At 38.6% G+C, this 26359-nt stretch carries 30 protein-coding genes; 12 read left to right on the top strand and 18 right to left on the bottom strand.

Annotated features, from left to right (window positions below; genetic code table 11):
- The 3 genes from WIW52_RS09160 to WIW52_RS09150 all read right to left on the bottom strand — a co-directional run.
- Nucleotides 1-1087: hypothetical protein (locus tag WIW52_RS09160; protein ID WP_337710048.1), on the bottom strand; the 1087-nt coding region annotated here is incomplete at its 3' end.
- A gap of 101 nt (nt 1088-1188) precedes the next feature.
- A complete protein-coding gene (locus tag WIW52_RS09155) occupies nt 1189-2043 on the bottom strand; it encodes a hypothetical protein (protein WP_337710047.1) in 855 nt (284 codons plus the stop codon).
- Nucleotides 2044-2092: 49 nt separating this feature from the next.
- Nucleotides 2093-4393, bottom strand: coding sequence for a 4Fe-4S dicluster domain-containing protein (locus tag WIW52_RS09150; protein WP_337710046.1), 2301 nt, complete (start codon nt 4391-4393; stop codon nt 2093-2095).
- Between the two features lie 68 nt (nt 4394-4461).
- Here WIW52_RS09150 and WIW52_RS09145 point away from each other — a divergent pair, with 68 nt between their 5' ends.
- Nucleotides 4462-5229 carry a GHMP family kinase ATP-binding protein gene (locus WIW52_RS09145; protein ID WP_337710045.1) on the top strand — a complete coding sequence of 256 codons (768 nt, stop codon included), beginning with the start codon at nt 4462-4464 and terminating at the stop codon, nt 5227-5229.
- Complete coding sequence (locus WIW52_RS09140) at nt 5184-5978, top strand: 4-phosphopantoate--beta-alanine ligase (protein WP_337710043.1); 795 nt, start codon at nt 5184-5186, stop codon at nt 5976-5978. The genes WIW52_RS09145 and WIW52_RS09140 overlap by 46 nt, the downstream gene beginning before the upstream one ends.
- Here WIW52_RS09140 and panB read toward each other — a convergent pair.
- Nucleotides 5951-6760 carry a 3-methyl-2-oxobutanoate hydroxymethyltransferase gene (panB, locus tag WIW52_RS09135; protein ID WP_337710042.1) on the bottom strand — a complete coding sequence of 270 codons (810 nt, stop codon included), beginning with the start codon at nt 6758-6760 and terminating at the stop codon, nt 5951-5953. The two genes, WIW52_RS09140 and panB, sit on opposite strands and share 28 nt — an antisense overlap.
- Nucleotides 6657-7331 carry a hypothetical protein gene (locus WIW52_RS09130; protein WP_337710041.1) on the bottom strand — a complete coding sequence of 225 codons (675 nt, stop codon included), beginning with the start codon at nt 7329-7331 and terminating at the stop codon, nt 6657-6659. Before WIW52_RS09130 ends, panB begins: the two co-directional genes overlap by 104 nt.
- Before the next feature lie 54 nt (nt 7332-7385).
- Here WIW52_RS09130 and WIW52_RS09125 point away from each other — a divergent pair, with 54 nt between their 5' ends.
- The 3 genes from WIW52_RS09125 to WIW52_RS09115 are packed head-to-tail and all read left to right on the top strand — an operon-like array spanning nt 7386 to nt 9557.
- Nucleotides 7386-8135, top strand: coding sequence for an ABC transporter ATP-binding protein (locus WIW52_RS09125; protein ID WP_337710040.1), 750 nt, complete (start codon nt 7386-7388; stop codon nt 8133-8135).
- Complete coding sequence (locus tag WIW52_RS09120) at nt 8113-9294, top strand: ABC transporter permease (protein WP_337710038.1); 1182 nt, start codon at nt 8113-8115, stop codon at nt 9292-9294. Before WIW52_RS09125 ends, WIW52_RS09120 begins: the two co-directional genes overlap by 23 nt.
- A gap of 35 nt (nt 9295-9329) precedes the next feature.
- A complete protein-coding gene (locus WIW52_RS09115; RefSeq protein WP_156007152.1) occupies nt 9330-9557 on the top strand; it encodes an Lrp/AsnC ligand binding domain-containing protein in 228 nt (75 codons plus the stop codon).
- 169 nt (nt 9558-9726) lie between these two features.
- Here WIW52_RS09115 and WIW52_RS09110 read toward each other — a convergent pair whose 3' ends face one another.
- Nucleotides 9727-10035, bottom strand: a complete 309-nt coding sequence (locus tag WIW52_RS09110) for a hypothetical protein (protein ID WP_337700420.1) — start codon at nt 10033-10035, stop codon at nt 9727-9729.
- A gap of 145 nt (nt 10036-10180) precedes the next feature.
- Between WIW52_RS09110 and WIW52_RS09105 the strand changes: the two genes are divergently transcribed.
- A complete protein-coding gene (locus WIW52_RS09105) occupies nt 10181-10357 on the top strand; it encodes a ribbon-helix-helix protein, CopG family (protein ID WP_337700538.1) in 177 nt (58 codons plus the stop codon).
- 975 nt (nt 10358-11332) lie between these two features.
- Here the strand turns inward: WIW52_RS09105 and WIW52_RS09100 are convergent.
- From WIW52_RS09100 to WIW52_RS09075, 6 genes are read right to left on the bottom strand one after another with little or no spacing between them, the layout of a single operon-like run.
- Nucleotides 11333-11965: an MBL fold metallo-hydrolase gene (locus WIW52_RS09100; protein WP_337710036.1), complete on the bottom strand. Its 633-nt coding sequence runs from the start codon at nt 11963-11965 to the stop codon at nt 11333-11335.
- The gene (locus WIW52_RS09095) at nt 11962-13122 is read right to left on the bottom strand and encodes an isopropylmalate synthase (protein ID WP_337710034.1); all 1161 of its coding nucleotides are present in this window, start codon (nt 13120-13122) and stop codon (nt 11962-11964) included. The genes WIW52_RS09100 and WIW52_RS09095 overlap by 4 nt, the downstream gene beginning before the upstream one ends.
- A 20-nt stretch (nt 13123-13142) precedes the next feature.
- On the bottom strand, nt 13143-13787 hold the full coding sequence (locus WIW52_RS09090) for a 6-hydroxymethylpterin diphosphokinase MptE-like protein (protein ID WP_337710032.1): 645 nt from the start codon (nt 13785-13787) through the stop codon (nt 13143-13145).
- Nucleotides 13784-13984, bottom strand: coding sequence for a hypothetical protein (locus WIW52_RS09085; protein WP_337700412.1), 201 nt, complete (start codon nt 13982-13984; stop codon nt 13784-13786). Before WIW52_RS09085 ends, WIW52_RS09090 begins: the two co-directional genes overlap by 4 nt.
- A complete protein-coding gene (locus WIW52_RS09080; protein ID WP_337710030.1) occupies nt 13968-14378 on the bottom strand; it encodes a hypothetical protein in 411 nt (136 codons plus the stop codon). Before WIW52_RS09080 ends, WIW52_RS09085 begins: the two co-directional genes overlap by 17 nt.
- On the bottom strand, nt 14375-14812 hold the full coding sequence (locus WIW52_RS09075; RefSeq protein WP_337710028.1) for a hypothetical protein: 438 nt from the start codon (nt 14810-14812) through the stop codon (nt 14375-14377). Before WIW52_RS09075 ends, WIW52_RS09080 begins: the two co-directional genes overlap by 4 nt.
- A gap of 31 nt (nt 14813-14843) precedes the next feature.
- Between WIW52_RS09075 and WIW52_RS09070 the strand changes: the two genes are divergently transcribed.
- Together WIW52_RS09070 and WIW52_RS09065 are read left to right on the top strand one after the other, a co-directional pair.
- The gene (locus WIW52_RS09070) at nt 14844-15350 is read left to right on the top strand and encodes a hypothetical protein (RefSeq protein WP_337710026.1); all 507 of its coding nucleotides are present in this window, start codon (nt 14844-14846) and stop codon (nt 15348-15350) included.
- Nucleotides 15328-15747: a 6-pyruvoyl trahydropterin synthase family protein gene (locus WIW52_RS09065; protein WP_337710024.1), complete on the top strand. Its 420-nt coding sequence runs from the start codon at nt 15328-15330 to the stop codon at nt 15745-15747. Before WIW52_RS09070 ends, WIW52_RS09065 begins: the two co-directional genes overlap by 23 nt.
- A 4-nt stretch (nt 15748-15751) precedes the next feature.
- Here WIW52_RS09065 and WIW52_RS09060 read toward each other — a convergent pair whose 3' ends face one another.
- Together WIW52_RS09060 and WIW52_RS09055 are read right to left on the bottom strand one after the other, a co-directional pair.
- Nucleotides 15752-16156 carry a hypothetical protein gene (locus tag WIW52_RS09060; RefSeq protein WP_337710022.1) on the bottom strand — a complete coding sequence of 135 codons (405 nt, stop codon included), beginning with the start codon at nt 16154-16156 and terminating at the stop codon, nt 15752-15754.
- Nucleotides 16110-17633 (bottom strand): dihydropteroate synthase-like protein, encoded by a 1524-nt coding sequence (locus WIW52_RS09055; RefSeq protein WP_337710020.1) that lies wholly within the window; start codon nt 17631-17633, stop codon nt 16110-16112. The genes WIW52_RS09060 and WIW52_RS09055 overlap by 47 nt, the downstream gene beginning before the upstream one ends.
- Before the next feature lie 76 nt (nt 17634-17709).
- Here WIW52_RS09055 and trxB point away from each other — a divergent pair, with 76 nt between their 5' ends.
- Together trxB and WIW52_RS09045 are read left to right on the top strand one after the other, a co-directional pair.
- The gene (gene trxB, locus WIW52_RS09050; protein WP_337710019.1) at nt 17710-18681 is read left to right on the top strand and encodes a thioredoxin-disulfide reductase; all 972 of its coding nucleotides are present in this window, start codon (nt 17710-17712) and stop codon (nt 18679-18681) included.
- Complete coding sequence (locus tag WIW52_RS09045) at nt 18682-19476, top strand: inositol monophosphatase family protein (RefSeq protein ID WP_337710018.1); 795 nt, start codon at nt 18682-18684, stop codon at nt 19474-19476. It abuts the gene before it with no gap.
- Here WIW52_RS09045 and WIW52_RS09040 read toward each other — a convergent pair.
- Genes WIW52_RS09040 through WIW52_RS09030 form a run of 3 tightly spaced genes read right to left on the bottom strand, consistent with a single transcriptional unit; the run spans nt 19415 to nt 22973 of the window.
- Nucleotides 19415-21235, bottom strand: a complete 1821-nt coding sequence (locus tag WIW52_RS09040; RefSeq protein WP_337710017.1) for an AAA family ATPase — start codon at nt 21233-21235, stop codon at nt 19415-19417. The genes WIW52_RS09045 and WIW52_RS09040 overlap by 62 nt on opposite strands.
- A 30-nt stretch (nt 21236-21265) precedes the next feature.
- Nucleotides 21266-22837, bottom strand: coding sequence for a phytoene desaturase family protein (locus tag WIW52_RS09035; protein ID WP_337710016.1), 1572 nt, complete (start codon nt 22835-22837; stop codon nt 21266-21268).
- Between the two features lies 1 nt (nt 22838).
- The gene (locus tag WIW52_RS09030; protein ID WP_337710015.1) at nt 22839-22973 is read right to left on the bottom strand and encodes a hypothetical protein; all 135 of its coding nucleotides are present in this window, start codon (nt 22971-22973) and stop codon (nt 22839-22841) included.
- Nucleotides 22974-23013: 40 nt separating this feature from the next.
- On the opposite strand from WIW52_RS09030, the gene WIW52_RS09025 reads away from it, so the two are divergent.
- Both WIW52_RS09025 and WIW52_RS09020 read left to right on the top strand, forming a co-directional pair.
- A complete protein-coding gene (locus WIW52_RS09025; RefSeq protein ID WP_337710014.1) occupies nt 23014-24102 on the top strand; it encodes an alkaline phosphatase family protein in 1089 nt (362 codons plus the stop codon).
- A complete protein-coding gene (locus WIW52_RS09020) occupies nt 24095-24631 on the top strand; it encodes a phosphoribosyltransferase (RefSeq protein ID WP_337710013.1) in 537 nt (178 codons plus the stop codon). The genes WIW52_RS09025 and WIW52_RS09020 overlap by 8 nt, the downstream gene beginning before the upstream one ends.
- Here the strand turns inward: WIW52_RS09020 and WIW52_RS09015 are convergent.
- Nucleotides 24628-26301 (bottom strand): acyl-CoA mutase large subunit family protein, encoded by a 1674-nt coding sequence (locus WIW52_RS09015; protein WP_337710012.1) that lies wholly within the window; start codon nt 26299-26301, stop codon nt 24628-24630. The genes WIW52_RS09020 and WIW52_RS09015 overlap by 4 nt on opposite strands.
- Nucleotides 26302-26359: the final 58 nt, after the last annotated feature.

Below are 26359 nucleotides of genomic sequence, written 5' to 3'. Positions count from 1 at the left end.
CAACCATTATAACCACTATCATACCGCTTCCAGCCTTGTAGTTGTAAACCTCACCTCTGAACTGTATCGGGTTCAGTTTACTCATAAGGATTGCTGTGACTAAGTACCCCGCCATTACGCCGCTAAAAAGCGACATGCCTACTGTAAATCTCCCTAGTATAGTGTCTACAATTACAAAGGGAAGTGAGAGGAAGGCAGTTTGCAGAGTCTTAATAATTATTTTTTCTGCTATTATTCTCCCCTGGTCTAAAGACATAAAGGTTAGCCAAGGTCTCTCTTGTGAAAGTGCATAAAGACCGGTAGTAGACAGAAAGGACACGATCAGTACATTAGGTGCTATAATCCCCGTGTAAAACGGTGGACGAAAAGTTATTTCTACACACAAATATACTAAGGAGATAAGCACTGAAATCCCTATCGCCTTATAGTAAGGGATAATGTAGAAGAATATCCTTCTCCCAGAAAAAGTAGAACCATAACCCCAAACGAACTCATAATTATTCCAGATTATACGAAGAACAGATTGTTTACCATTAATGAGACTGCTTCTTTTGGCTCTAACTTTAGACCCAGATAGTTGTAAGTCAGCATATCTAACGGAGTAATAAAGTACGAGTGCTGAAAGGATTAGGGAGCTTAGAATTCCGCTTAATAAGTGTCCAAATATTAACGCTGTTGGTGTAAAGTAGAAGTGAAAATAAGGTAGCCAACTTAGAAAAACTAACGCAAAGATTATATAGAACTTATTTTTTGCTAAGGTCAAAGAACTAACTGCTATTCCGAAAATTGAAAAAGAGGTGAAAGCGATATATGAGTACGGAGGGGGATAGAGCAAAATCATGTAAGTACTGAGAACTATAAAGTAAGCTCCCCCGGTAAACATGCTTCCTACTATATATAAAAGGGCTAATGTTGTAGTCTTTACTGGGGAGGTCAGTAAAAAGTCAAAATCTGCCTTTTGGACTATTGAGGAAAATAAATTAAAGACTAAGAAGAACGTAACAAATTCTAGGGCACTTATTTTTAGTTGGGGAAATAGATAGGTAACAAATATTATTTTTCCTATACTGAGGTAAAACAACACCATTAAACCGGAAAATACAATAGTTAATATGACAAAGCTTTTAGTAAATCTTGATAAAATGAAAAACTTAAGAATATAAAAAAGATAGGTTAAATTATCGTATTTCACAGATAGTTAAAGATTTCAGTGTAATTTATTTGTTTAGGAGAAATTATCATAGCGCCATAATCCACTCCATTGGTTCCCTTTTCAATACCTATTATGACGTATACAGACTGTCCGTTGTCTTTCTGTGCAGTCAATTCATAAACTACTGTCGTAGAGTTCTTTATTATAACATTTCCTTCAAAACTATAGTTATGGGTTTCGAATAGGAAGAAATGGAATAGATTTTCAAGTTTCGTGAAGTTTGCAGAGGTTGAATTAGCCTTTAGTATTATCATCTGGTCATTGGCAAACCCTTCAAAACTCGTGTTCTTTACATATCCTTGGAATATTAAACCGCTTATTGGGGAAGGTAGAACCTTAGGAGAGTTATACAGAGAAATTATTATATTTACGGCTTCAGACGCAGATATGTTATCGTGAGCAAAATACACGTAATGACCGTCGAAACCTATTGCAGTTTTGTTTGCGTAATAGTATATGAGGTTATTATAAGAGCCTTGTTTAAACCCGTGTTGTGTTAAAGTCGAGTTTATATAATAAAATATTAAGGAAGCTTCCGGTCCTTCCACTTGAATATAACCTAGTACTCCTCTTGTGTTGTTGTATTCAAGTACGTGAATTACTCCTTCTCCAAATATGTTAGTGAGATTACTCACATTGTAACCATAAGCCGAAACAAAGCTACTCAATGCGGAAAGGTTGTATATATAGATTGTACCTATGTAGTGTGGATCTTCTAAAGTAGTTTGTTGTGAGCTAGACGCTAGGCTATGTGTTTCAAACATAAGGAAACCTAATACTGAGACTAAAACTACGATTGTTATTAAAACTCCTTTAAATAACGTCTTCATGATTTACAATATACCGCTAAGATTAAAAACTTTTACCAAACAGCTTATTTCAAGAATATAATACGTCCTTAAATATCCTTTCTATCGTTTTAGTAGATATTGCTCTCCTAATTATCTCCCTTAAAGCCTTTTTCATCTCCTCTGACTTAGCTATATCTGCCATAGAGAACTCTAGCCTTGGTGAGGTAACTATCTTGGACTGGGCATCTGAAACTACATCTTCATAGTTCTGGCTCTTAAGGTAATCAACAACTAAAGTCAGCTTACTCTCTAACATTATGGGGTCGTTTATTATGGAATTTAGATACTTGACGATTAAATCCTTTTTGTCAGATGCCTTTAGGTTGCTCTTATAAGTGTCACTGAAGTGTTTTGACAATATAGGGAAGGTAATTGTTATGAAGTACTGCTCTCCTCCTAGGCTCCATAGCCCGACTTTTTCTGCAATTTCATCTACTGACTGGATTAACGCATCTTTTATCGAAACAAGTGCTAAATCTAAGATTTCTTTCTCAGCATCAGCAGCATTCTCGGCGACTTCGGTCTGCTGAATTACGTTCTCTTTATAAAGTTGACCGTATACCGATAAAGTTCCGAACTTCCACGTCGAGAAAGGACATATTGTCGCTACTTGCTTTTTGCTATAAGGGAATGGAAAACCCTGATAAGTAGTAAAAGTCAAACCCGCACATTCATCATCATCACCTTTAATTCCTAATTTCTTAGCCCAACAACCGGTATGTATTTTTCCTTGGACTTGATCCTTAATTACCTCATAAGCTAAAATCCCCTTTTGGTCAGAGAACTTGTTGTAAACGTACAAACCTTCCGGACACATAAAGTATACGTTTATAGCCCCACTGTTGTTCTTTTCTTCAATAATTGACATAACTTTCTTCCTTGCTCCTTCGTCATCTCCAGCTAAATAGTCGTCGAAGCCACAGCACCTCCCAGAGATTAGTCTAACTTTAGGAGAGAATCGTGCTGGGAGCTTATCTCCATTATCTAATAAAAACTGTAAGAACCCTCTCAGACCAATAGGATCATATTTAGCAGCACACCCCACAAATAGGAAGAATAGAGGTCTATTCCTATACTTCTCATTTAACTTCTTCTCAAGTGCTCTTATGTCAGCCGTCACGTCAGATATCTCAATCGGAGGCTTAGTAGTTGGTGATACTTTGTTTACACCTTCAGTCATTAATTCACTAATAGGGATATTTACTGGACATATCTCCTCGTCTTTAGTACAACCGAAACATGTTTCGAAGCTAGTCTCTTCAAATATAAGACGACCTATTCTAGCCATGGGAGAAAAGACTGGGTTACCCGTTATTTTATATGCTAAACAAACATCTAAACATAACCCACAATTTATGCACTTTAACGAGTCTACGTATAATTTGGATATTTTACTGTATTGCTTAGGCGTCTTTACTTTCTTTCCAATCTCTTTAAGAATTGTTAATTCTAATGTTGTATATTCCCTTGGGCTGGGAAAAGGTTTTACATCTTTGTTTTTCAGCAGGAATTCAGAGATCTTCTCCAGATCATTAAATTTTGCGTTACCTATAGTTACGTAATACTTCTCAGGCGAGTTATAATTTATAATGTAAGTCAAAACTTCCTCATAGTTCGGGATCGAAAAGATCTTATTTCTCGAATTCGGAGGATATAAAAGGATTAGAGGGAAATAATCCCTCTTAAAACTTCTTATTATCTGAGAACTAAAGTCACTAAGCAAAGTATAGGAATCCACGTTACCACCTCTACTTATACCCAAAAATTTAGCGTAAAATGAGGGCAAATAATACCTTTCCCTACCGTCTACAATTACGGCACTCCACGCATATTCTGTCTCCGTATCTACTTCTATGACCTCTGGATACTTAGCTGTCATTATAGTTGCTACATTAGATCCAACAAGCTTGTGTACTTCCTTTTTACCCCTCACAAAACCGAACTTATAACTACCAAATCCTGAACCATTACTCGATATAAACCCTCCTACTGTTCCCTTCAAGTAGAAGGGTAAAAGAACGGGTACAAAGCCCGAAGGCTTTAACTCAGTTAATAATTCCTCGAATGTTAAACCAGGAGCCACATTATAGTATTTATAAACTGAAGAACCGCTCTGTTCTTTGCTCTCCTCTATCTTATTTCCATTACCTAAAAGGTTAGGAGATGCGACATATTTGGCTCTAGCATATCTTATTAAGTCACCTGAGACGGATGTAGCCTTACCCACGTAAACTACTTGTTCAGTTTTATCGAGATACTTCTCTATTTTCTTAATGTCTATTGTAGTCAAAGCTCTACTAAAGAGTGACGCGTCAGTAATTACCATCATTTATTACTCTCTATAACGCTGATTTAAGAGATTAAAATATATACTTGAGCTATAAACTTTTGTATAAATTGCACTTAGAGGTATCAGTACCACTAAATGTTTCTGGAGTCTGGTACCCAGTTTATGATAACGACATCTTAAAAAGTGGTTCAATAGGTCTTTCTTTAACGTTAGAACCAAAACTAGTTGTAACCGGAAAATTGAGCGACCGTGAAAAGATATCCGTCATCAGAAGTAACGGTGATAGATTGGAACTAGGTAACTTCGGGAACTTACTCACATTGAAGAAGTTGGGTACGTTATCCATAGACGTATACAGCGAAGTGCCTTTGGGTTATGGTTACGGAATGAGTGGTGCAATAAGCTTAGGATACGCAATGATAGCTTATGAATTGGGATTAACGGATTTAAGGAAGGCATTGCTTACAGCTCACGAAAGCGAGGTCCTGTCAAAAAACGGTCTAGGCGACGTTATTTCGGAGTATTATGGAGGCGGAATAGTTTACAGAAAAAAACCTGGCGCTCCTACTATAGGGGAAGTGGAAGTATTTACAGTTACGGATGACGTACAAATCTGTAGTTTACCAGAGTCACGACTTTCAACGAGCCTTCTCCTCAAGACCAACGAACATGCATTAAACTACATAAACCAGTTCCTCCTTAATCCTACTATCCACAAATTCTTCGAAGTGGCGAAGAAGTTCACAGAGGAATTAGGTTTTATCTCTCCATATAAAGACTCATTTAGAAAGAAAGGCTTAATACTTAAACTAGGAGAGTGTGAAGAAGGATGGATAAAGCACAAGGTAGCAAGGAGTGGAGTGTCCGTTCATTGATCCCAGAAAACCACCCCAGAAAAGAATCCCTCATAATAAGGGAAAAAATCGTAGAAGGATTAGAGGAAGGGTATGTGGTCCCACAAGGGCTGATAGCTCACGGAAGGGGGGAATGCTTCGATTATCTTATAGGGGAAAAGACTCAACAATTTGCAATAGACGCGATCAAAGCCTCTGTAGCAACACTTTTACTAGCTAAACATCCAGTGATATCAGTTAACGGAAATATGGCGGCTCTTGTGCCTAAAGAGATCGTGGAGCTAGCAAAAGAAGTAAACGCAAAGATTGAGGTAAACTTGTTCTACAGAACTGTTGAAAGAGAAAAGGCTATTGAAAAAGTTCTAAGAAAAGCGGGGGCTGAAGAAGTTCTGGGAGTGGGTGAAGACGCCTCAGCCACAATACCTGAGTTATTCAGTGAAAGGAGAAGGGTAAGTCCGAGGGGGATATTAATTGCCGACGTAGTCTTACTAGCTCTGGAGGACGGTGACAGAACTGAGGCTTTAACGAGGATGGGGAAAAAGGTAATAGCGATCGACCTAAATCCTCTGTCTAGGACTGCAAGAATGGCGTCAATAACTATTGTAGACAACGTGATAAGGGCTTTCCCGCTCTTGATAAAATACGCGAGGACAATGAAGAGCTATAGCAGAGATACACTGGAGGAGATAGTTAAAAAATACGATAATAAAACAGTACTCACTACCTCCTTGAGGTTTATAGCTCAACGGTTATCTGAAATTTCCTTGTAGTTTTCTCTAGCTGGGAATTTACCGCTCTTTACATCGTTTATGTATTCGTTAACTGCTTTATCAATTATCTCTTTTAGATTTACATATGCCTTTGCGAAATAGGGTGAGAAGTCAGTAAAGCCCAACAGATCGTGAATAACAAGTATTTGTCCATCGCAATAAGGACCTGCACCAATACATATTGTAGGAATATTCACACTTTCTGTGATCTTTTTTGCAACTTCGGCGTAAGTGTTTTCAACGACAATTGAAAACACACCTGCATCTTCTAATGCTTTAGCATCCCTTATGAGTTGCTCGGCTTCCTTCTCTCTCTTTCCTAAAGTCCTGAAACCTCCTATTCTTAAAAAACGCTGGGGAGTCAAACCTATATGCCCCATGACCGGGATTCCTGCCTTAATTATCGCCCTTATTACGTCAACAACTTCTTCTCCTCCTTCTAACTTAACGGCGTCAGCTCCGTTTCTAGTCAATTTTCCCGCATTTCTTACCCCTTCATTAACCGAGACCTCGTAGGAGAGAAAAGGCATGTCTGCAACAATTAACTGTTTCGGCTTAGCCCTGGCAACAGCTGATACATGTCTTACCATATCCGACATTGTAACATTCAAAGTATTCTCTAGACCAAGAACTACCATCCCTAATGAGTCTCCTACAAGGATTCCATCCAAATCTGTATTAGATATCACTTTCGCTGTCGGGTAGTCGTAAGCTGTGAGCATGGTTATCCTTTCTTTCCTCTCCTTCTTCTTCAGAAAATCCCTGATCGAAACCTTTGCCATAAATCCTCTTCCCTACTTTATAAGCTAAGGTTAATAACTTGTTAATCTGCTTTGCAATACCTTGAGTCTCCTCATACTGAATAGCATCATCATATAATTGCGTTAGTTGTTCTATTTCATCAAAGACTAACTTCCTGAAATTTTTCTTGTCCATCTCCGAAAGAACAGTTTTCCTAGAGTAGAATTCTAGCTTACGTTGAAGCTCCTTCGGATCAAGAGAGTAAAATTTTAAGAAGATAAGTCTAACCCTTGGGTCTTGTTGACCGGAATCAGAAAGCGCAAAAGAGACTTGTTCCTTGTCTAAGAACTTCCACCAGTGCTGATTGGAACTTTTGTATGTAGTTTCCGTTATACCGAAATCCTTTTCTAAGCTTCGTAAGAGCATTTTAGGGTCAAAGTTATAACCCATGTCTATGAGTTTGTCAACGACCCCTTTGTAACTGAAATCACCTAACTCTTTATTCTCGTTCTCTTCGCTGTACTCCAATGCAGCCCTCAATACAAATTCTCCTCTCTCTCCGAACTTTAATAGGAACTCGGCAGTTCTGTCTCTGATACTCCCAGTAATCACAACTAGTTTTTTTCTAACGATTTTAAATTTTAACAAAGCATATATTATGGTATAATGAATTCCGAGATAGCCGTAAGTGTTACAAACGTTTTTAAAAAGTTTAACAATTCCCTAATTCTCAAGGGCATTACCTTCGATGTATTTAAGGAAGACGTTTTTGGCCTCATTGGACCTAATGGCGCGGGAAAGACTACTACCCTGAGGATAATAGCTGGGATTATCAAAAGATATGAGGGAGAAGTAAGTGTCTTCTCTTACAAACCAGAAAAGGCTAAGGAGTTAGGACTCATCTCATACATGCCCGAAGACGCTTTTCCGTATGAAAGGCTCACTGGCTTAGAGAACCTGAACTTATTCGCGGAAATTTATGCTAGAGGTGACAAAAAACTCGTTGAAGAGTATGTAGAGATAGGCGTAAAAATTGCAGACTTAGGGAAAAAAATATACGAGAAGACTTCCACATACAGCAGAGGCATGAAAAGGAGGTTAATTGTAGCCAGAACATTAATGACTAAGCCTAAACTAGCTATCCTCGACGAGCCTACCTCTGCATTAGACGTCGAATCTTCTGTGAGGATAAGGAATGTCATAAGCAATATGGCTAAAAAATTGGGAAGCACTATAATCCTTTCTTCACACAACATGCTCGAAGTGGAGTACATGTGTAACAAAGTAGCAATGATAAACGACGGAAAGATCATACAGATAGGTACCCCTACTGAGATAACAGAAAAACTGGGAGTCAGAAACTTGGAGGAAGCTTTCCTAAAGGTGGTTAGCCGTGATCAGAGTGTTCCTAGCTAAAGAGTTCACTGAAATAAAGAGGGATAAGAAGCTGTTACTTTCCACAATAATTTTACCATTTATTCTGCTCCCCATAGTAGGGATAGTCCTTTATGCCTCGGTTTCTGCCCAACCTCCGGTTATAGCCGTGATAAACCATAACCCGTTAAATGACTTCTACGTTAGTATTGTTACCAATTATATTCAGAGCAGAGGAGGAATAGTTGAGACCAATATATCCTCCTCAATGTATCCGGACGTAATCATAGAGTTTCCTAACGACTTTTATCAGAACGCTAGCAACATAAGTAGGCAGGCTTACATAATTTATCAAGTGGTTATCTCATCTAATCAGCAAGCATCAGATCTAGCTCAGGGTGCGTTATATCAGTTGTTACTTAATATATCCAACTCTAGAATTTATTACTTGGAACATGAGGCAAAAATAAACGTGTCGGTTGTAGATATAAGAGAACCTATATACCTACTCCTTGGTTACAGAACCGTAACTGGACACCCTACTTCAAGTAGCGCTGGACAATTAGCAGAGCTTACGAGAATAATAGCGTTAATAATATTCCCCAGTGCAACTCCGATAGTATTCTATTTGCTTGAGGGAATAACCGGAGAAAGGGAAAGGAGAACTCTCGAATCATTACTGGCTACACCACTTTCAGTAAGGTCGTTTCTCTTCTCTAAGTTAATAGTGGCTTCAGTCTTAGGGCTATTCTCTTCTCTCGGGGATATAATTGGTACCCTCTTATTCGTATTACTATCCAGTGTATCCCTCAGTCTTAATATTAGCCTGACATTACCCTTCTTAGGAATGATAGTTATCGTGTACCTTTTATCAGTGCTGTTAACCGGAGCGCTAAGTTTAATATTTCTAGTAATATTAGGTGGATCAGTTAGAAATATTCAAGTGATTAACTTTATAGTAATAAGCTTTGGAATGATAGCCTCGTTTACTGCACTGTTTATAAATCCTGCCCAACTAAGTTTTCCCTTGTCTACTATATACATTATACCATACGTGCAAATTAGTCTTGGGTTACTCCTATATGTATTCGGATCAATACAAGAATCCATATTCTCTTTATTAGTAACGTTTCTAGTCTCTGTATTTTTAATATATTTATCATCCAGGGCATTTGACTCTGAGAGACTTCTCTTAAAATGAAAAATATTTTATTTTTATACACTAATGATTAGATCATGGGAGTAAAAGCCTACGTTTTAATCGTAACAACTGTTGGGAAAGAAACAGACGTAGCTAATGAAGTTAAAAAGATCAACGGGGTTAAGGAAGCAAACCCCGTATATGGAGAATACGATGTAGTAATTGAGATAAATGCAGAAAACTTGGACGAGTTAAATAAGGTAATTGCACAGATAAGGAAGAACTCGGCTATACTGAGAACCGTAACCCTAATTGTAATGTAATCAGTTCGAGGAATCAATTCATCATCTTTTTTAAGTATCTTTATCAGGACGTCCCTGTAACATCATTTTTAGAATGAGTTAGAATGATCCTATTCTAAGGATTGGGGGGACCCACCTACGTTCATAAGCCCTTGGGACACAAGGGCATTTCGCGTAGGCCCAATTATAATTATTTACTATCCTTATTTATAATTTCCACTTCCTCATCCTCAGCTTCCTTCTCATATAGTTTCTTGATAAGCTCATTGACCATACTCTCCAGCTGTGCTATTCTTGCTTCTAGGAACACCATATTTTCTTCTAGTCTAGAGTATTTATCGTCTTCTTTTTCATCGTTATCCTCCTCATCAAAGGAGTTCTTTAGCCCACTCCTTATGTAAAATTTCACTAAGTCTGTAATCTGCACTCCCATCTCATCGGCCTTTCTCTTCAATTCCTCGTAAAGTGATTCTGGCAAAGATAAGTGTATAGTGGGCAATGTGTATTCTCCTCTGAATAAAAGTATATGAAAACAAATATATTAATCTTCATCAAGTAATCTTCCTCTCGTAAGTGGAATATGGAAATACCGCTCCAGATAATATTTAAACCGAAGCAAGAGGAGTATTAATTTGGGTAGTAAGATGAGAGTTGTAACATTTAAGGTAGAAGAAGACTTATTAGAACTATTAGACAGATATGCAATAAGATATAATTTAAATAGATCAGAGGCAATCAGAAAAGCAATCGAAACGTTAGTAAAAGGAGAATTAGAAAAGGAGACTGTTCCGGTTGCTAAAGTAGAGAAAGTAAAGCTATAATCGTTTCTTTTATCCTTGTAAAAGGACGGCAAGCCATAGGTTTAATGGTTTGAAGCCCTTAAGGCATTGTCTTTTTATAATCCAACCTTTTACGCCCATCTCTTTGTATTTTTGTTAAATAGACTATATGCATAGGAGACAACTATAAGTTAGATTTTACTAGCAGTAGGCTAAGATTGATGGAAAGGGATTAATGAATCTGTTTGGATGTTTTTGGTCAATAAATTTAACTTCCTTTATATTACATTTTTTATTTATATTACACCTTGATAATTCCTCTTCTCTTCTAAGTACTGCTTTAGTCTAAGGAAACTTAACAGTTGTTAAGTAAAACAATCAGCTAAAGAAAGTAAAGTGCTCACATTTGTGTGGTGTAGAATTTCAGATTTAAACTCTCTACTACCTTAAAATAACCAGATTTTAACCAATCCTTTAATATTAATTTGCCTTTTTATGTTCAAGTTTCCTAATTTTATTTTTATTATAAAATTCTATGATTTTTCCCCAAAAGTAATGAGAGAATAACTTCAGGGTCTAATACTACTTTGTTATCGTTTGTCTTCTTGTGACCCTCCAAGAGTTCCTTATCCAGATTATATCCTTTCGTAATTCCAAATAACTTTTCGGTAATTTCTTTGTTTTTAACTAACTTTCGATCAAATAACTTATAGCTTCATCGTATGAAACCCTTTTATCGGTATTTTTCTAGTATAATGAAGATCTCTGTAAGCTTCTTTTTTGTTTCTGATTTTAATCTTATGATTTCTATACTTTTATCCATTAACGTAAGTTACATCATTTTTTCAGAAAACTGAGTAGAAAATCGTGAAAATTATTGTTAATAAATTAAATATACCATGTCATAATGGAAATCTATATCTAGAGGAGTAGATCAGGGTTTACACGTTGCTTATGTATGTCCTAAACTCTGTCATAATGTGTTCAAATGAAGGATGAATGTTGTTGAACTGCTATTTAGTATATATTGAAGTACACGACGCTTCCCTTTTCTATAGTTTCCTCGTTTACTTCAGGCTTATTTATTTGAATTATCTTTATCCCCTCAGTGTTCGCTAGTTGCAAGAAAGGCTCTATAGGATCTAATGGCATGTAGTGTCCTTTAACCCAATAATGCATAGGAAAAACTACTTTAGGGTTTAACGCCTTGATAAGTTGAATAGCCTCTGACGGGTTTATAGTTATCACACCTCCAACAGGAATCATTAAGTAATCCAGATTTTTCAATTCATCAACTAACTTTTCATCTAATAAGTGCCCTAGATCACCTAAATGGACGTAGGTTTTTCCGTTGGGTGACGCTATTTTATATATAGCAGTCTCTCCCCTTCTTTTACCTTTCTCTTTATCGTGGTAAGCCTTTATCCCCTTTATTGTATAGTTTTTGTACGTAAATTCTCCGTAATACTTAAGTTTCACGGTTTCATGAGGTATTATTTCATATGCATTATGGTCGTAATGATTATGGGTGATTAGAATTAGTGAGGCTTTAACCTCAGGTCTCGGTAATCCAATACTTCCACCGTCATGGGGGTCGATTAATATTAAATTATCTAGAAAAAATGCCGAGTGTAATAAAAATCTTATCATGCATTTACTTTTTTAGTAGAAACTTTAATAGCTATCGCTTTTGCATCGTCTACTGTTACCTTGTGTCCGGTTTCAGCAAGTGCTTTTATCTCTTTCAAAACCTCTCTTAACTCATCGTCTGTAAGCTCAATACCTTGATCGGATAACAATTTCTTTAACCCGTGAATTCCGCTGTGTTTTCCTAATGCTATCCTCCTGAAGTTTCCAACTTCTTCAGGTGATATTGGCTCGTAAGTTAAGGGGTTTTCGATAACACCATGAACGTGAATACCTGACTCGTGACCGAACGCATTCTCTCCTACGATTGCCTTAAAGTAAGGTACGGGTACTCCCGTTAATTCCGAAACCAACTTCGAAGTTTCATACAATTTATAAGTTTTCACTCCGACCTCATAACCGAGTAATTTCTTTAACGCCATAACCACCTCTTCTAGTGAAGCGTTTCCAGCCCTCTCACCTATACCGTTAACAGTCACGTGTACCTGCCTGGCTCCTGCCATAACACCTGCTATCGAATTAGCCGTAGCTAAACCGAAATCGTTGTGACAATGTACGCTTATTATCTTCCCGTCAGCGACCTTTACTACCTTACTTATCAAATCGTAAAACTTGAAGGGGTGCATTACACCCACGGTATCTGGAATATTAACTCTATCAGCTCCCGCTTCTACAGCAGTTTTAACAGCCTTAAGTAGGAACTCTTCATCAGTTCTTGTCGCATCCTCAGGTGAATACTCCACAATCAAACCGTGGTCTTTCGCATACCTTACTGACTCATATATCCTATCTAGAACTTGCTCCCTCGTCATTTTCAGCTTGTACTTTAAGTGTATATCTGATGTTGCAATGAATACGTGAATACTTGCTATACCAGTATCTATAGTTCTATCTATATCTTGCTTTACGGCCCTTGATAACCCTATTACCTCTACCATATCCCCTACTTCGTCTAATATCTTCTTAGTTGCCTCGAACTCTCCTTCAGATGCCGCTGGAAATCCTGCCTCTATTACGTCTACTCCTAGGTCTGCTAGTTGTTTTGCTATTCTTACCTTTTGCTCTATAGTTAAGTCTATTCCGGGTGCTTGCTCTCCATCTCTCAGGGTCGTGTCAAATATCCTGACTTTTTTTGAGTTAACAAAGAAAAGACATCCCAAATTTTTCTTTGCTTATACAATTATAAAGTTTTATTAAAAACCTCTTCAATTACGTGCTTAGCAATTTTTAACTTATTTTTCTTAATCCACGATGCAGGTAAATTATTTTCATAATAAGGCTTAGAATATTTACCTACAACCCCCGAATCGAAGTCCATTCCGTACAGTCTTATAGCCTTAGCTTGAAACAGAGAAGCTAAGACTACAGCCCTATCACCATCAGTAAATCCTCCGAATAACTTTAGCCTACCAAAAGGAAACACTTGACAAGTACCGATGAGTTTTCTGCCAGAAATAAATGGAAATTTGCTTACCAGATATTCCGAGTTATTACCATGAGCTAAAACCACATATATTGAGTTTTTTGGATAGACTGAAATTCCGTCGAGATCCGTCACTATTACATCGGGCTTAATGCCCTTAGATACTAAATAATTTGTCGCACCATCAGACGATATTATTACATCTTCGTTCAAATATTCAACTTGTTCTAAATTCGGACCAGCACCCACTACTGCGACAGTCTTTCCGCGGATTAGGTTACGTAATTCCTCAGTATAGTCCTCATAGTTATTTGCTAATAGCTGATCAAGAAGCACTGCCGAATAATAGTCTTCTTCTTCTCTAAACCCAAGTTGTTTTCTGATCTGTGAATAAAAGTTCAACCAGAAGAAGATATCACGCGAAAATAAATCACATCACCTTCGTCTCTGATTATTTCAATTTTGTATTTGTTTATAATCTCTTCAAAATAAGCACTATTCTTATTTATTTTGTATATCACGTTACGAAAATAATTATTTAGGGCTTCAATTACGTCCGAGCTACAAGTATCCTTGTCTAAGTCAATGATGGAACTCATCAAATACAGTATTTGCTAGCTCGAATAAATCTTCAACTTCCTGAAGCAAGTTCTTCACTTCAACGTTCCTAGCCACTACTGAACCCTCTTTGAGCGAAGACTCGTCAACAAGGATAATCGGATAGAGTCTTTGTTCTAGGAGTTGTAATTTTCTTATTAGCGTGATTTCTTTCTCTCTAACCTTGTTTACAATCACGTTTAACATTTGTGCCTTGTGATCGTAAGGATAATAAAAGCCGTAAAGTCCTAGTATACTTGCACTTATTTCTTCGACCACGTTATAAATATAACATAAGCTGTCAATCAGGTCACCTTCTTCGTAGGCCGACCTAGCGTTTCTCAAATTCCTCATAGCCTTAGTTAAATATTCCGAAGCAAAGGCGCTGTTGTTCATAGATCGACCACATCTCCCTTGTTAATTTCGCCCATTCTTATAACATTACCGAATGAAGGTAGTTTAGGAACTTCCATATTGCCGTAGACTAACACGCCTTTAGTCGATAAGTAGACTACTAAGGGAATATGATACTCCAGTTCTGAGGGGTCTACTAACAATGTGTAAATCAAAGGTCTGTGCCCCGTATAAATTACGTAATTGGAGTAAACCTTCTCGGCTTCAACTTTCTTCATGAAATATTCCACGATCTCTTGTCTGGCTAAGAAAGAGATCTTCTTTACGCCTTTAATGACAATGAGAACAAAGAGTGGTTTATTCATGTCCTCTTCTTCTATAGCGGGACCACCGATTATTATAGTGTCGACTTTGGTACCATAGTGTTGTATTACTCTGCCTAGGAAATCTTCTACGACGTCAAAAAGCTCTTTCATACTTTATTACTTACCTCTCAAACTGTTAAATATGAGTAATATAGTTGACGATTATTTAACAGCTCCGCCCACAGAGAAATTGAAAGTCCTAGAGATAGAAATACCATGTGGTACAGAGTGTATAAAGTCCTCCCGTTTTAAGGATTTGTTAAACGTGGAGGCTTTCAGACAACAGTTAGAGGTCATAGACTCCCTTAAATCTCTAATTGAAGACAGGGTAGACGTTTTGATAAGGGAGTTAGAGTCTCGAATGCCAATTAGAGTTAACACCTACGAGCTTGCCTATTCTTTTTACAGAATAGTTGAGGTTGGAGGGGATTACACTATTGGTTCCGACACTCTTAGTTACGAAGACAGAGTAGTGTTTAAGGGTAGGTTCGAGGAGCTCATGAGTGTATACAAGACTATCGAGGAGATTAAGAAAGAAGAGCAGTTGGTCAACTTATGCCATGAAATAAGGTATTTAAGCGAGTCTTTATGGGAACATCTCAACAAAAACATCAGGAGGGCTCTAAATGAAAGTAAGGGTAGGAGTTGAAGGCTTATCATTCGATTCAGCCCACTATACACTTTCTTCAGAGGGTAACGACCAGTTACATGGTCATACGTACAAAATATCAGCAGAAGTAGAGGGAGATGGAATAGACCCTAAGACAGGTTTCGTAATAGATTTCGGTCTGTTAAAGACTACGTTACTTGAAATTATTAAGGAGTGGGACCATAAGCTGTTGATCCCTAAAAAGGACCTAGAAAAGGTCTCAATAACAGGCCCATTTAAGCTGGAAATAAAAGTTATAGAAGCTAATTACCCGACGGTTGAGTATATAGGATATGAAATAGCTAAGGAAATTTTCGGAAAGCTAGGTGGTAAGTATAACGTGAAATTAAAGATATATGAAGGAGAAGGTAGTTACGCAATAATTGAATATCCTTGACTGACTATCTAACTATTAGCCTTAAGCCTATATTATCTATGAACTTTCCCCTTTTTTCCTTAGTGAAGCATATAACACTACCGTCGTCAAAAGCATAACACGCATAAGGGTTTTCAGTGAAGGAACAAGGGGAAAATTGTTCTCCCTTATTTCCTTCATAAACGAAACCCTCCAGATGCACATGGATGAACGATTTGTCATTACTTATCACTACACCGCCGAACACTTTTGCGTAACAAAGCGCTTTATCATATCTGCAAGCGTCCGAGATATTGAATCCGTTACGTTTTAACTCGTCCAAAAAATCGTCATGAGTAACTATAGGAGGAATTAATGCGATGTAAACTCTTAATTTTTTATTTTTAGCCGTTTTTTCTATTACGTTCGGTACTGACGCTGTTATATCCATACGGTTTGAAGAGTGGTTTATCTTGAATATATTCTTTACCCAAGTTAAGAGCTATCTCGGCTTTAGCTAACTCATAGCCTATGTATAGTGCGTGCTCCGCATTTACCCTAGTCTTCTCAAGAAGTCTTCTACCGATACTCAAACCCTCAGCCCCTATTAACGTGAACTTCTGCTCTCCGTACCAGTTGAGGTAGATATATTTGTTATCCTTAACAATCTTTACGAAACCTTCGTCCATATCCTTAGGCTCTATGTGACCTTCAACTATCTCGGGCGAGTAAAGGTCAGTACTACTAGTATCCACTTTTCCTCTTTTTTTGTCTTTAAGGATAAGCAAATCGATTCCTAGGTCCTTAGGAACTTTATGTTCTTTCATAGCTATGCTAACCATTTGTGATGCTTTCTTGACTTCAAGTGCAGACCCCCTAGTCTTACCCTTATCCATAATTAGTAAGTTCCCCACACCTAACTCTCCAGCTATTGTAGTCATTAACGCATTTACTCCAACACTGTCCGCGTCTATTAGCTCTGTAACGTTTAGTATTCCCATGAGCATTGGCTCATCCTTTATGGCTTCCCTCACTTTCTTGAATTCAATTATACTTTCAACTACTCCGTAAAGTGGTGGAGATAATACAGGGTCTAGTACTACTTTTTCGAAACCTTTTTGTTTAGCCCTCTCGTACAACTTAAGCGTGATTTCAGCCCTATTCTCCGTTGAATAAGGTGCGATCACAAATGAGGCGTCCTTTTTAATTACCTCAAGTTTTTCGATGTTCTCCTCGTTTAGGTTGAACACGAAACCTGCTCCGGCTTTGACACCTTCAATCAGCTCCTCTGGAGATGCAGAATCTATAGCGACCGGTATTAACTCTCTAAGAGATGCTACCTTACTCCTAACATCATCTAAATCATTATGACCGTTGGGAAAGCCTAGGACTAAAACATCTATAAAGTCTATTTTCTCTAATACCTCATCTTCGAGTTCCCTCCACGGTTTGGTCGCATCGACCTCGAGAAAAATCCTAAAAGGGGGAGGTACAACAGGGATCTTTACGTTATCCACCTCGAATTTGTAATAGCCAGACTCCTCCACACTTCTCAAAGTGTCTTCCAGGTTCTTACCCCTCTCAATTTGGATAAATTTATCGGCAGGATATACAGTAGACAATTCATACCCCTTCTTTAATAGATCTAACGCAAATGGGAGATCGTGAATGTCCTCAGTACCTTTGTAGGCTCTTATCCCTACTTTTTCTTCAATGGTTTTTGCATCCCCACTTGACAACCCCGGAATTATAATAAGATCAAAGTTGTTCACTTTGTCCTTAAACTTCTTTAGACTCTCCGCTATATACTCCGTCGTCATCAGAGCTGCAACTGGATAATCCAAAACTAAAACATCAGCGTTGATCTTTTTAGCCACTTCCTCGACGGCTTTAAACGCTAATTTACCAGTTACTAAAAGTATTTTCACAAAGTTTAAGTGTAAAAAGCACCTTATAAATGAAAGTTCAGAAAGCCTTAAATTCGAAGAGGAGTGAAATGTAAATATGAGTCTTATACCAAAATCGGCTGATGTTAAACCCGGTGAAACTTTTGATTTAATCATTGTAGGTCTCGGTCCGGCCGCGTACAGTGCTGCACTTTACGCCGCAAGATACATGCTCAAGACACTCGTTATCGGGGAGACACCTGGTGGACAACTCACTGAGGCAGGAGAAGTAGACGATTATCTCGGACTAATCGGAATCAATGCCCAAGACATGATAAAAGTGTTTAATAAGCACATAGAGAAATACAACGTCCCAGTAGTCTTAGACCATGTAGAAAGTATTAGGAAGGACGGGGATGAATTCGTAGTAAAGGCTAAGAGGAAAGGGGAATTTAAAGCAAAGAGTGTTATACTAACTATAGGAGTAAAGAGGAGAAAACTTAATGTACCGGGTGAAGCTGAGTTTACAGGAAGGGGTGTGTCTTACTGCTCGATCTGTGACGCGCCCTTATTTAAGAATAAGGTTGTAGCTGTTATAGGTGGTGGTGATTCGGCCTTAGAAGGTGCTGAAATTCTATCAAGGTATGCGACTAAAGTATACCTTATTCATAGAAGGGACGAGTTCAAGGGACAACCGATCTATCTAGAGAACATAAAAGCAAAGCCTAATGTCGAGATAATCCTCAATACCGTTGTCACTGAAATTAAGGGAGACAAATTAGTGAAGTCTATAGTGACTAAGAACGTGAAAACTGGAGAAACTAAGGAACTAAACGTTAATGGAGTATTTGTGGAGATAGGGTTTGAACCACCGACGGATTTCGCAAGAGCTAACGGACTTGAAACTGACGCCATGGGATATATAAAAGTGGATGAGTGGATGAGGACTAATATACAAGGAGTATTTGCCGCTGGGGATTGTACGGGAATGTGGTTAGGTTTCAGACAAGTCATAACTTCAGCCGCTCAAGGTGCTGTAGCTGCTCACTCGGCTTTTAGGTATCTTAATGAATTGAAGAGGAAAAAATAAATGAAGAGAGACGAAATAACTAAAATAGGGATAGAGGTAGCTAAGTTCTTAAGAGAGAAAAAAGATTCATCAGATATTGCGAAAATTATAGCTACACACGAAGATGACGTGACTAGGAAGATTGACAAAGAGAGCGAAGAATACATATTTGAGCTTATGAGAAAAACAGGTTATAAATTCAAATTTATTTCAGAGGAAGCGGGAACTGTAGAAGACTCAGGTTACGAATACAAAGCCATAATTGATCCCATTGACGGGAGTACTAATTTTGTTTCTGGTATTCCGTGGTCTTCAGTGTCAATAGCTGTTTACAGAAGTGATGAAAATAACTTGTTACAATCAGTTACTGGAGTCATAACGAATATATTCACAATGGACACTTTTTCTTACGACGAAAAGTACTCTTACATTAATGACAAGGTAGTACAAAATATTAGAAAACCGGAAAAGACACTTATCTTAGCTTACTTTTCAAGGAGTGAATTCGAAACGGTAAAAGAGTTTTTAAGCCAAGTCAAGGACTATAAGCTCAGAAGTTTAGGCAGTGCATCCCTCGACATGGTTCTTGTTTGTATGGGAAAAGCTACTATGTTCTTCGATATTAGGGGAAAACTAAGAAACGTAGATATTGCAGCTTCAAGTAACTTCTGTAATAGACTAGGAATAAATCCTCATGATAAAAAGTTAGAAAGCATAAATTCAAGTTTGGAAAAAGTAAGTACGCTAAGTGAAGTCATTGTATCTCTTGATCAGAATTTGAGTTCTTATCTTTCCTCTGCTTTAAAGAAGGTTTAACCATTTCTACTGCTTCTACTAAGTCTTCATAAGTCAGTTTTCTCTGGACGTTCCCTTTAATTATCTCCCTCAAAACTTTAAGTTTAGCTTCTCTAGCTACAGCAGCGAGATCAGCACCACTGAATCCGTCTGTAATTTCAGCTATCTTAACACAGTTAACTTGTTCGCACTCCTCTTTTCCTATATACTTCTTAAGGATGTCCTCCCTTTCTTCTCTATTTGGTAAAGGCATGTAAATTATTCTATCAAACCTACCTGGTCTCTTTAAGGCTGGATCAATATCCTCAATCCTATTTGTCGTTCCTATAACTACTACCTCTTTAAGACTTCTTATTCCATCCATTTCTGTCAATAACTGGTTCACTATCTTAGCCAACTCAGCCTTCTGTCCTTCCCTTCTAGGAGCTATAGCATCTAACTCGTCGAGTAGTATGATTGACGGTTTGTTCTCCCTAGCTCTGTTGAAGACCTCTTTTACAGTACTAACTGCTCCTTCATAACCTTTATATAATATTTCTGCACCGCTCAACATTATCAGTTTCACCTTTAACGTTCTAGCAAGGGCTTTAGCCATCATAGTTTTACCTACTCCGGGCGGTCCGTATAGTAATATTCCCCTTATAGGGGGGATTTTCATCTGTTCCATCAAGTTAGAATACTTTAACTGAACTTCAAGTAAGTCGTAGAGCTCCTTTTTTACGTTAAAATATCCGCCTATATCATCTAAAGTGATCCTTTCGGAATTTTCGTCTTCTACTATTTCAGGTCCTTTAAACTTCCTTTCATAATCCATGCGGAATTTCTCATAGTCATCGAGCATTTGTAACGTTACGCTAGGCTTATACCTCTTTATTACTTCAACAAAATCCTCCATTGTTATCTGCCTTTCCCGTCCGGTCTCAAGGCTCTCAATGGCAACTTTTCTGGCTACCTCTTGACATACGTTTGCCAGATCAGCCCCGGTGAACCTCTCGGTCATCTCAGCAATCTTGTCTAAGTCTACATTTTCGGCTAGCGGTTTACCCACACAGTGAATCTTCAAAATCTCTTTTCTAGATTTTTTATCCGGAACTCCTACATAGATAAGTTTGTCAAATCTCCCAGCCCTAAGTAGAGCCTTATCAAGAAGTTGAGGTACATTAGTAGAACCTACAATTATTACACCATCCTCGCTATGAATCCCGTCTATCTCAGACAACATTAAGGAAAGTAGTCTTGGTGTTACAGAATCACCAGTGTGGCTTTCCCTTTTTACTCCAATAGTATCGATCTCATCGAAGAAGAGAATACAAGGTGCATTTTTCCTCGCATTTGCGAAAAGTTCCCTTAATCTCGCCTCACTTTCACCGTACCACTTACTCATTATATCGCTAATATTAACGTAAATGAAGTTGATCTTAGCTTCATTAGCTAAAGCCCTCATCATTAAAGATTTACCACACCCAGGTGGACCGAACAAGAGAATACCCTTAGGGGGTCTCAAACCGTATTTTTTAGCCAAGTCTTTGTGTTTTAGGGGAAGTTCAATATATTCCTTGATCTCCTTTTTTACATCTTCATAACCGCCTATCATATCCCACGTTATTTTCTCTCCTGCGTCATCCTTTTTCTTAGTACTTTTCTGCTGTAATTGTACTGCCTTATCTGAAAGCATAAACTTTTGAGTATTCTTTTTAAATAACATATAAAGTAAAGTCATCATGACTGCAAGCACCCCTACCAATGATATAACAGTTTCTACATCTTGCGAAAAGACCATAATCAAACATCATTATGGAATTACAAATATTTAAGTCATAGTTAGGTTTTTCAAGTCTCGAAGAATTTCCATGGCAGCGTTGTACCCGGGTGCACCGGTTACACCACCACCCGGATGAGTTCCAGAACCACATAAGTATAAGTTCCTTATAGGAGTTCTGTAATCCGAATAACCTAACAACGGCCTGAAAACATACAGTTGATCAGGGGTCATGTCTAGGTGAAATATATTACCTCCCCACATCCCGAACCTCCTTTCGATATCCAAAGGGGTTAGGAACTCCATTTTCACGGGCTTGAAATTAGGAGCATACTCCCTTACTGTCTCAAGAACGATCTCTGTCATTTTATCTTTTAGGTCATCAAGCTTAGGGGAGTAGGGCAAGTATTGACCGAATATATTAAACACGAATATCCCTTGCGGAGCTAACGTAGGGTCTATTGTAGATGGAATGTTAATAGAAAGCCATGGCTTCTTAGAATAGCCGAAAAACTTGGAGTCTAAGTAAGCATTCTCAATATAGTCCATTGAGGGCATTATAAGGATTGAAGCCTTATGTTCGTCTGTTAGTGACTTACCTTTACCGAAATCCGGTAACTCTTCCAAGTAACCGTTAATTTTGAAAGACACACCCGTGGTTTTCAGTGCATCTACTCTTCTTAAAAAATAGTCGTCCAGTTCCGAGTTTCTTGCCAGCTTAAGAAACGTCGTTTTAGGATCCGCATTTGACACTACTATCCTACTCTCCACGACTTTTCCGTTTTTCAGTTTTACGCCAACTACCCTCTCCTTTCCGTCAGAGTCCTTTTTGGTGAGTATTTCGTCTACTTCTGATGAAGTGAAGACCTCTACTCCCAGATTCTTCGCCGCACTAGCTATCGCCTTACTTACAGCCCCCATTCCTCCCTCTACATACCCCCATGCACCTTTTATCCCGTTCACCTCACCTATGTTGTGGTGCAGAAAAACATAAGCAGTACCGGGAGTCGAGGGAGAGGCATACGTGCCAACAACTGCGTCCTCAATTAAAGCCGCTTTTACCTCTTCAGACTCAAAGAACTCGTCCAAAAACGACTTCCCGTCTTGGAAGAACATCCTAGCCAGACTTAAGGCTTTATCCTCGTCTATGCTCAGACCCTTAAAGAACGAAAAGAGCTCTTCTACCTCAGAAAATTTAGGAGGACGGTTTAGCATGAAAAAGTCTGCAACAGAGGAGAAAGTATCCAGAAGTTGGGCAAATTTCTCGTAGCTCCTTGCATCGTTCTTGGAATACTTCTCAATTTCCTTTATTGTCTTTCTTGTGTCCGTCCATATAGAAATCCCCTTACCGTTTCCGAAAGGTACGTAAAGCCCTGGGTCTTTAAGATAAACCTTAAGACCGTATTTCTCTAGATGTAGATCTTCAATTATTTTTCTCATTAACAAACTTAAGACATAGGAGCCTGTTGATACTTTAATTCCAGGCCATAATTCTTCAGTTGCAGCGGCCCCGCCGATCATCCCTCTTCTTTCGAATACCGCAACTTTCAGGCCTTCCTTTGCAAGATACGCAGCAGTCACAAGCCCATTATGTCCTCCTCCTATTATTATTGCGTCGTACATCTTATGCAGTACCCCGCCTTATTCTAAAAAAGGCCGCAATGACTGCACCTGCAACTGATAAACCTATAGCGAGGTAAGCAAAGATTGTTATCAGGTTCTGAACAGCTAACTCATCAGGAGGTATCGTAGTAGCCATGATCATATAACTTCATTAACTCAGATAAAACTTTACTGGTATGGAGTTCGTATACCCTGATTACTCTTCAAGAAGTATTTATAATCTAGCCTGTGGGATAGCTGAATTTCTCGGGGTAAATAGGCAATGCAAAGGAAATAAGATTGGTATAACCGGCAAAAGATTAGTCTTAGCGTTGATTGATGGCATGGGTTATAAAATGATGGAGAAGGCGGGAATAAATGTAGACACTTACATAACTACTGTTTTCCCTTCAACTACAGCAACAGTCATTACGACACTATTTACGGCCCAACTACCTGGAGAGCACGGGATTTTAGGCTATACAACATATTCCAAGAAACTCGGTTCTGTGATTAACACGTTGAAGTATACTTACCCCTTAATAGACTCAAGGGACTCGATATCTTCACAAGTTAAGTATTCTGCATTATTCCCAGAAGTAAAGAGCTATTTAGCCGAGGTGACGGATAAGAACACTGCAGGGGTAATACCCAAGGGTTTAAACGATACTGAATTTACTAACATGACTCACGGTAAGGTGAAAGTGACAAAGACATATAGCACTTATTTTGACGCATTCTACGAACTGAATAACGCTTTGAATGAGAACTATGATTTTGTGTACTTTTATATACCGGACGTCGACACATTAGCTCATAAACACGGCCCTAACACTGAAGTGGTCAAGGAGGCGATGAAAGATATCTACGGAAGGTTGAGTAAACTAGCTGCGTTGAGAAGAGAATACGAATTCGTTATTATCGCAGATCATGGTCATGTACAAACAAGAGATCATGTAATTTTCAATAACGACACTGAATTCCTTAACATTTTGGATTTACCCCCCTATGGCGACTCAAGGGCTATTTTCCTCCACAGTAAATACGATCTGAAGACCTACCTTTACTCAAGGTATCCTTCATTAAAGGTATTCCCTAGGAATGAGTTTGAAAAGTTGTTAGGTAAGGAAGGCTCTTACGCCGATTTCATAGCTGTCCCTGATGATGATAAGGCTTACGTTTATTTATTTAAGCAACAACAAGATGACTATACAAAGTTAATAGGTCATCACGGGGGACTGAGTGAGGACGAGATGAAAATACCTTTGGTGATCATGAATGGTTGAGTATTATATCCCTAAGTGGGAGGAAATAGAGGAAGGGATTTTAACAATAACAGAAAGAATGCTGAGTGATGATTTTGTCCCTGACGTAATTGTAGCTATTCTTACTGGCGGAGTAATCCCAGCCAAACTAATGTCGGATGTGCTGGGAATAAAGAGCATGAGATATATTGACGTCAAGTTCTATAAGGGAGTAAATACTAAGGAAAATAAGCCTATAGTGAGAGCGGTATACGTAGATAGTCTTGAGAACAAAAAAGTTCTCGTCATAGACGACGTGTCGGATACTGGGGAAACATTAGACTTTATCGGGAACGTCATAGCAATGTTTAACCCTTCTTTAGTAAGGACAGCAACAATATTCGTTAAGCCGTGGTCTAGAAAGTATCCGGACTATTACTACAAAGTAGTTGATAAATGGATCATCTTCCCTTGGGACAAGTGGGAGGTAGTTAGAGAAAACATTGAAGCACCGGTTGATAAGAAAGAGAGGTTCTTAGAAATACTCAAAAAATTGAGGAAAAACAGTTAGAATATAGCGGGTTCTCTATACTCTCCCCAAACTTCTCTCAAGGTAGAGCTTATCTCTCCTACTGTAGCTCCAACCTTTATTGCGTTCAGTATATGTGGGAATAAGTTCTCCCTTTCCTTCTCAGCTGCTTTCCTAACAGCGTTTAATGAGTCCCTCCACTTGATTTCGTCTCTCTCACTTCTATACTTCTTCAGCCTCTCCATTATTCTGTCCCTAATTTGAGGGTTTACCCTAAACACTTCAGTAGTACCTATCCAGTCGGGCTCGTAGAACATGTTCACTCCTACTTTCACCATGTCACCAGTCTCGATCATCTTCTGTATTCTATAAGCACTGTTAGCAATCTCGGCTTGTGGATATCCTTTCTCAATAGCCTTCATCATGCCCCCCATCTTCTCTATTTGATCAATTATCTTCCACGCCCTTTCCTCAATCTCATCAGTTAACCATTCAATATAATAAGACCCAGCTAAAGGGTCAATAGTATCAGTTGCACCGCTTTCATACGCAATTATCTGTTGTACTCTAATTGCGATTTTAGCAGCCTTCTCGCTTGGCAAAGCTAAAGCCTCGTCATAAGAGTTTACGTGGAGGCTCTGTGTACCCCCGAGAACAGCTGCTAGGGCTTGTAAGGTAGTCCTTATTATGTTGATCTCTGGTTGTTGTGCTGTGAGTTCGGCTCCTCCGGTTTGAGTATGGAACCTTAACATCATAGAGTCTGGTTTCTTAGCATTGAACCACTCTTTCATTATCTTAGCCCACATCCTCCTAGCAGCCCTAAACTTTGCTACTTCCTCGAATATGTTAGTATAACCTGCAAAGAAAAATGACAACTTGGGAGCGAAATCATCTACCGGAATACCCCTTTCGGCTGTCTTTCTCACGTATTCAATACCATCAGCTAACGTAAATGCTACCTCAAGAACAGCGTCAGCTCCTGCTTCTCTTATGTGATAACCACTAATGCTTATAGGGTACCACTTAGGTATGTTCTTTGCTGAGTATTCGATTAGGTCTATCGCATAGCGTAAGGAAGGCTCGGGGGGATATATGAAGTTCTTCCTAGCTATGTACTCTTTTAGAATATCGTTTTGTACAGTACCGTCTAACACATTCATGCTTATACCTCTAGACTCAGCAGTTGCTACGTACATAGACAACAGCTCAATTGCCGTAGCATTAATCGTCATTGATGTCGTTACCTTGTCCATTGGAATCCCTGACATTACTAAGTCCATTTCCTTCCAGTGGAACATTGATACTCCTACTACACCTACTTCAGTAAACGCTAAAACGTGGTCTGGGTCTAGGCCCAACTGGGTAGGTAGATCAAAAGCCATACTCAAACCGGTCTGGCCGGCTTGAAGTAGTTTTCTGAACCTAGCGTTTGTGTCTTCAGCCGAGCCGAAACCTGCGTACTGCCTAATTGTCCACAGCCTCCCCCTATACATTGTGGGGTAAATTCCTCTGGTGAACGGGTAATCTCCGGGAAAACCTATCTTCTCGTCATACGTACCTTTGAGGTCAAGGGGAGTATAAAGCCTCCTTACCTCTATGCCTGAAGGTGTTATAAAAGCCTTTTTCCTCTCAGGTCTCTTGGCTAGCCACGGATTCAGTACCCTTTCTTCCCACTTCTGTAAACTTTCCTTGATTTTTTCATCTGTATCCATAAGGTATCATGATTATACTTGTTTAAACACTATATAATCTTTGCTTTTTAAACAAACT

Source organism: Stygiolobus sp. RP850M (assembly GCF_037389295.1).
Taxonomy (GTDB): Archaea; Thermoproteota; Thermoprotei_A; order Sulfolobales; family Sulfolobaceae; genus Stygiolobus.
The sequence above is the reverse complement of the archived record's forward strand: the minus strand, read 5'-3'. Positions and strand labels throughout refer to the sequence as shown.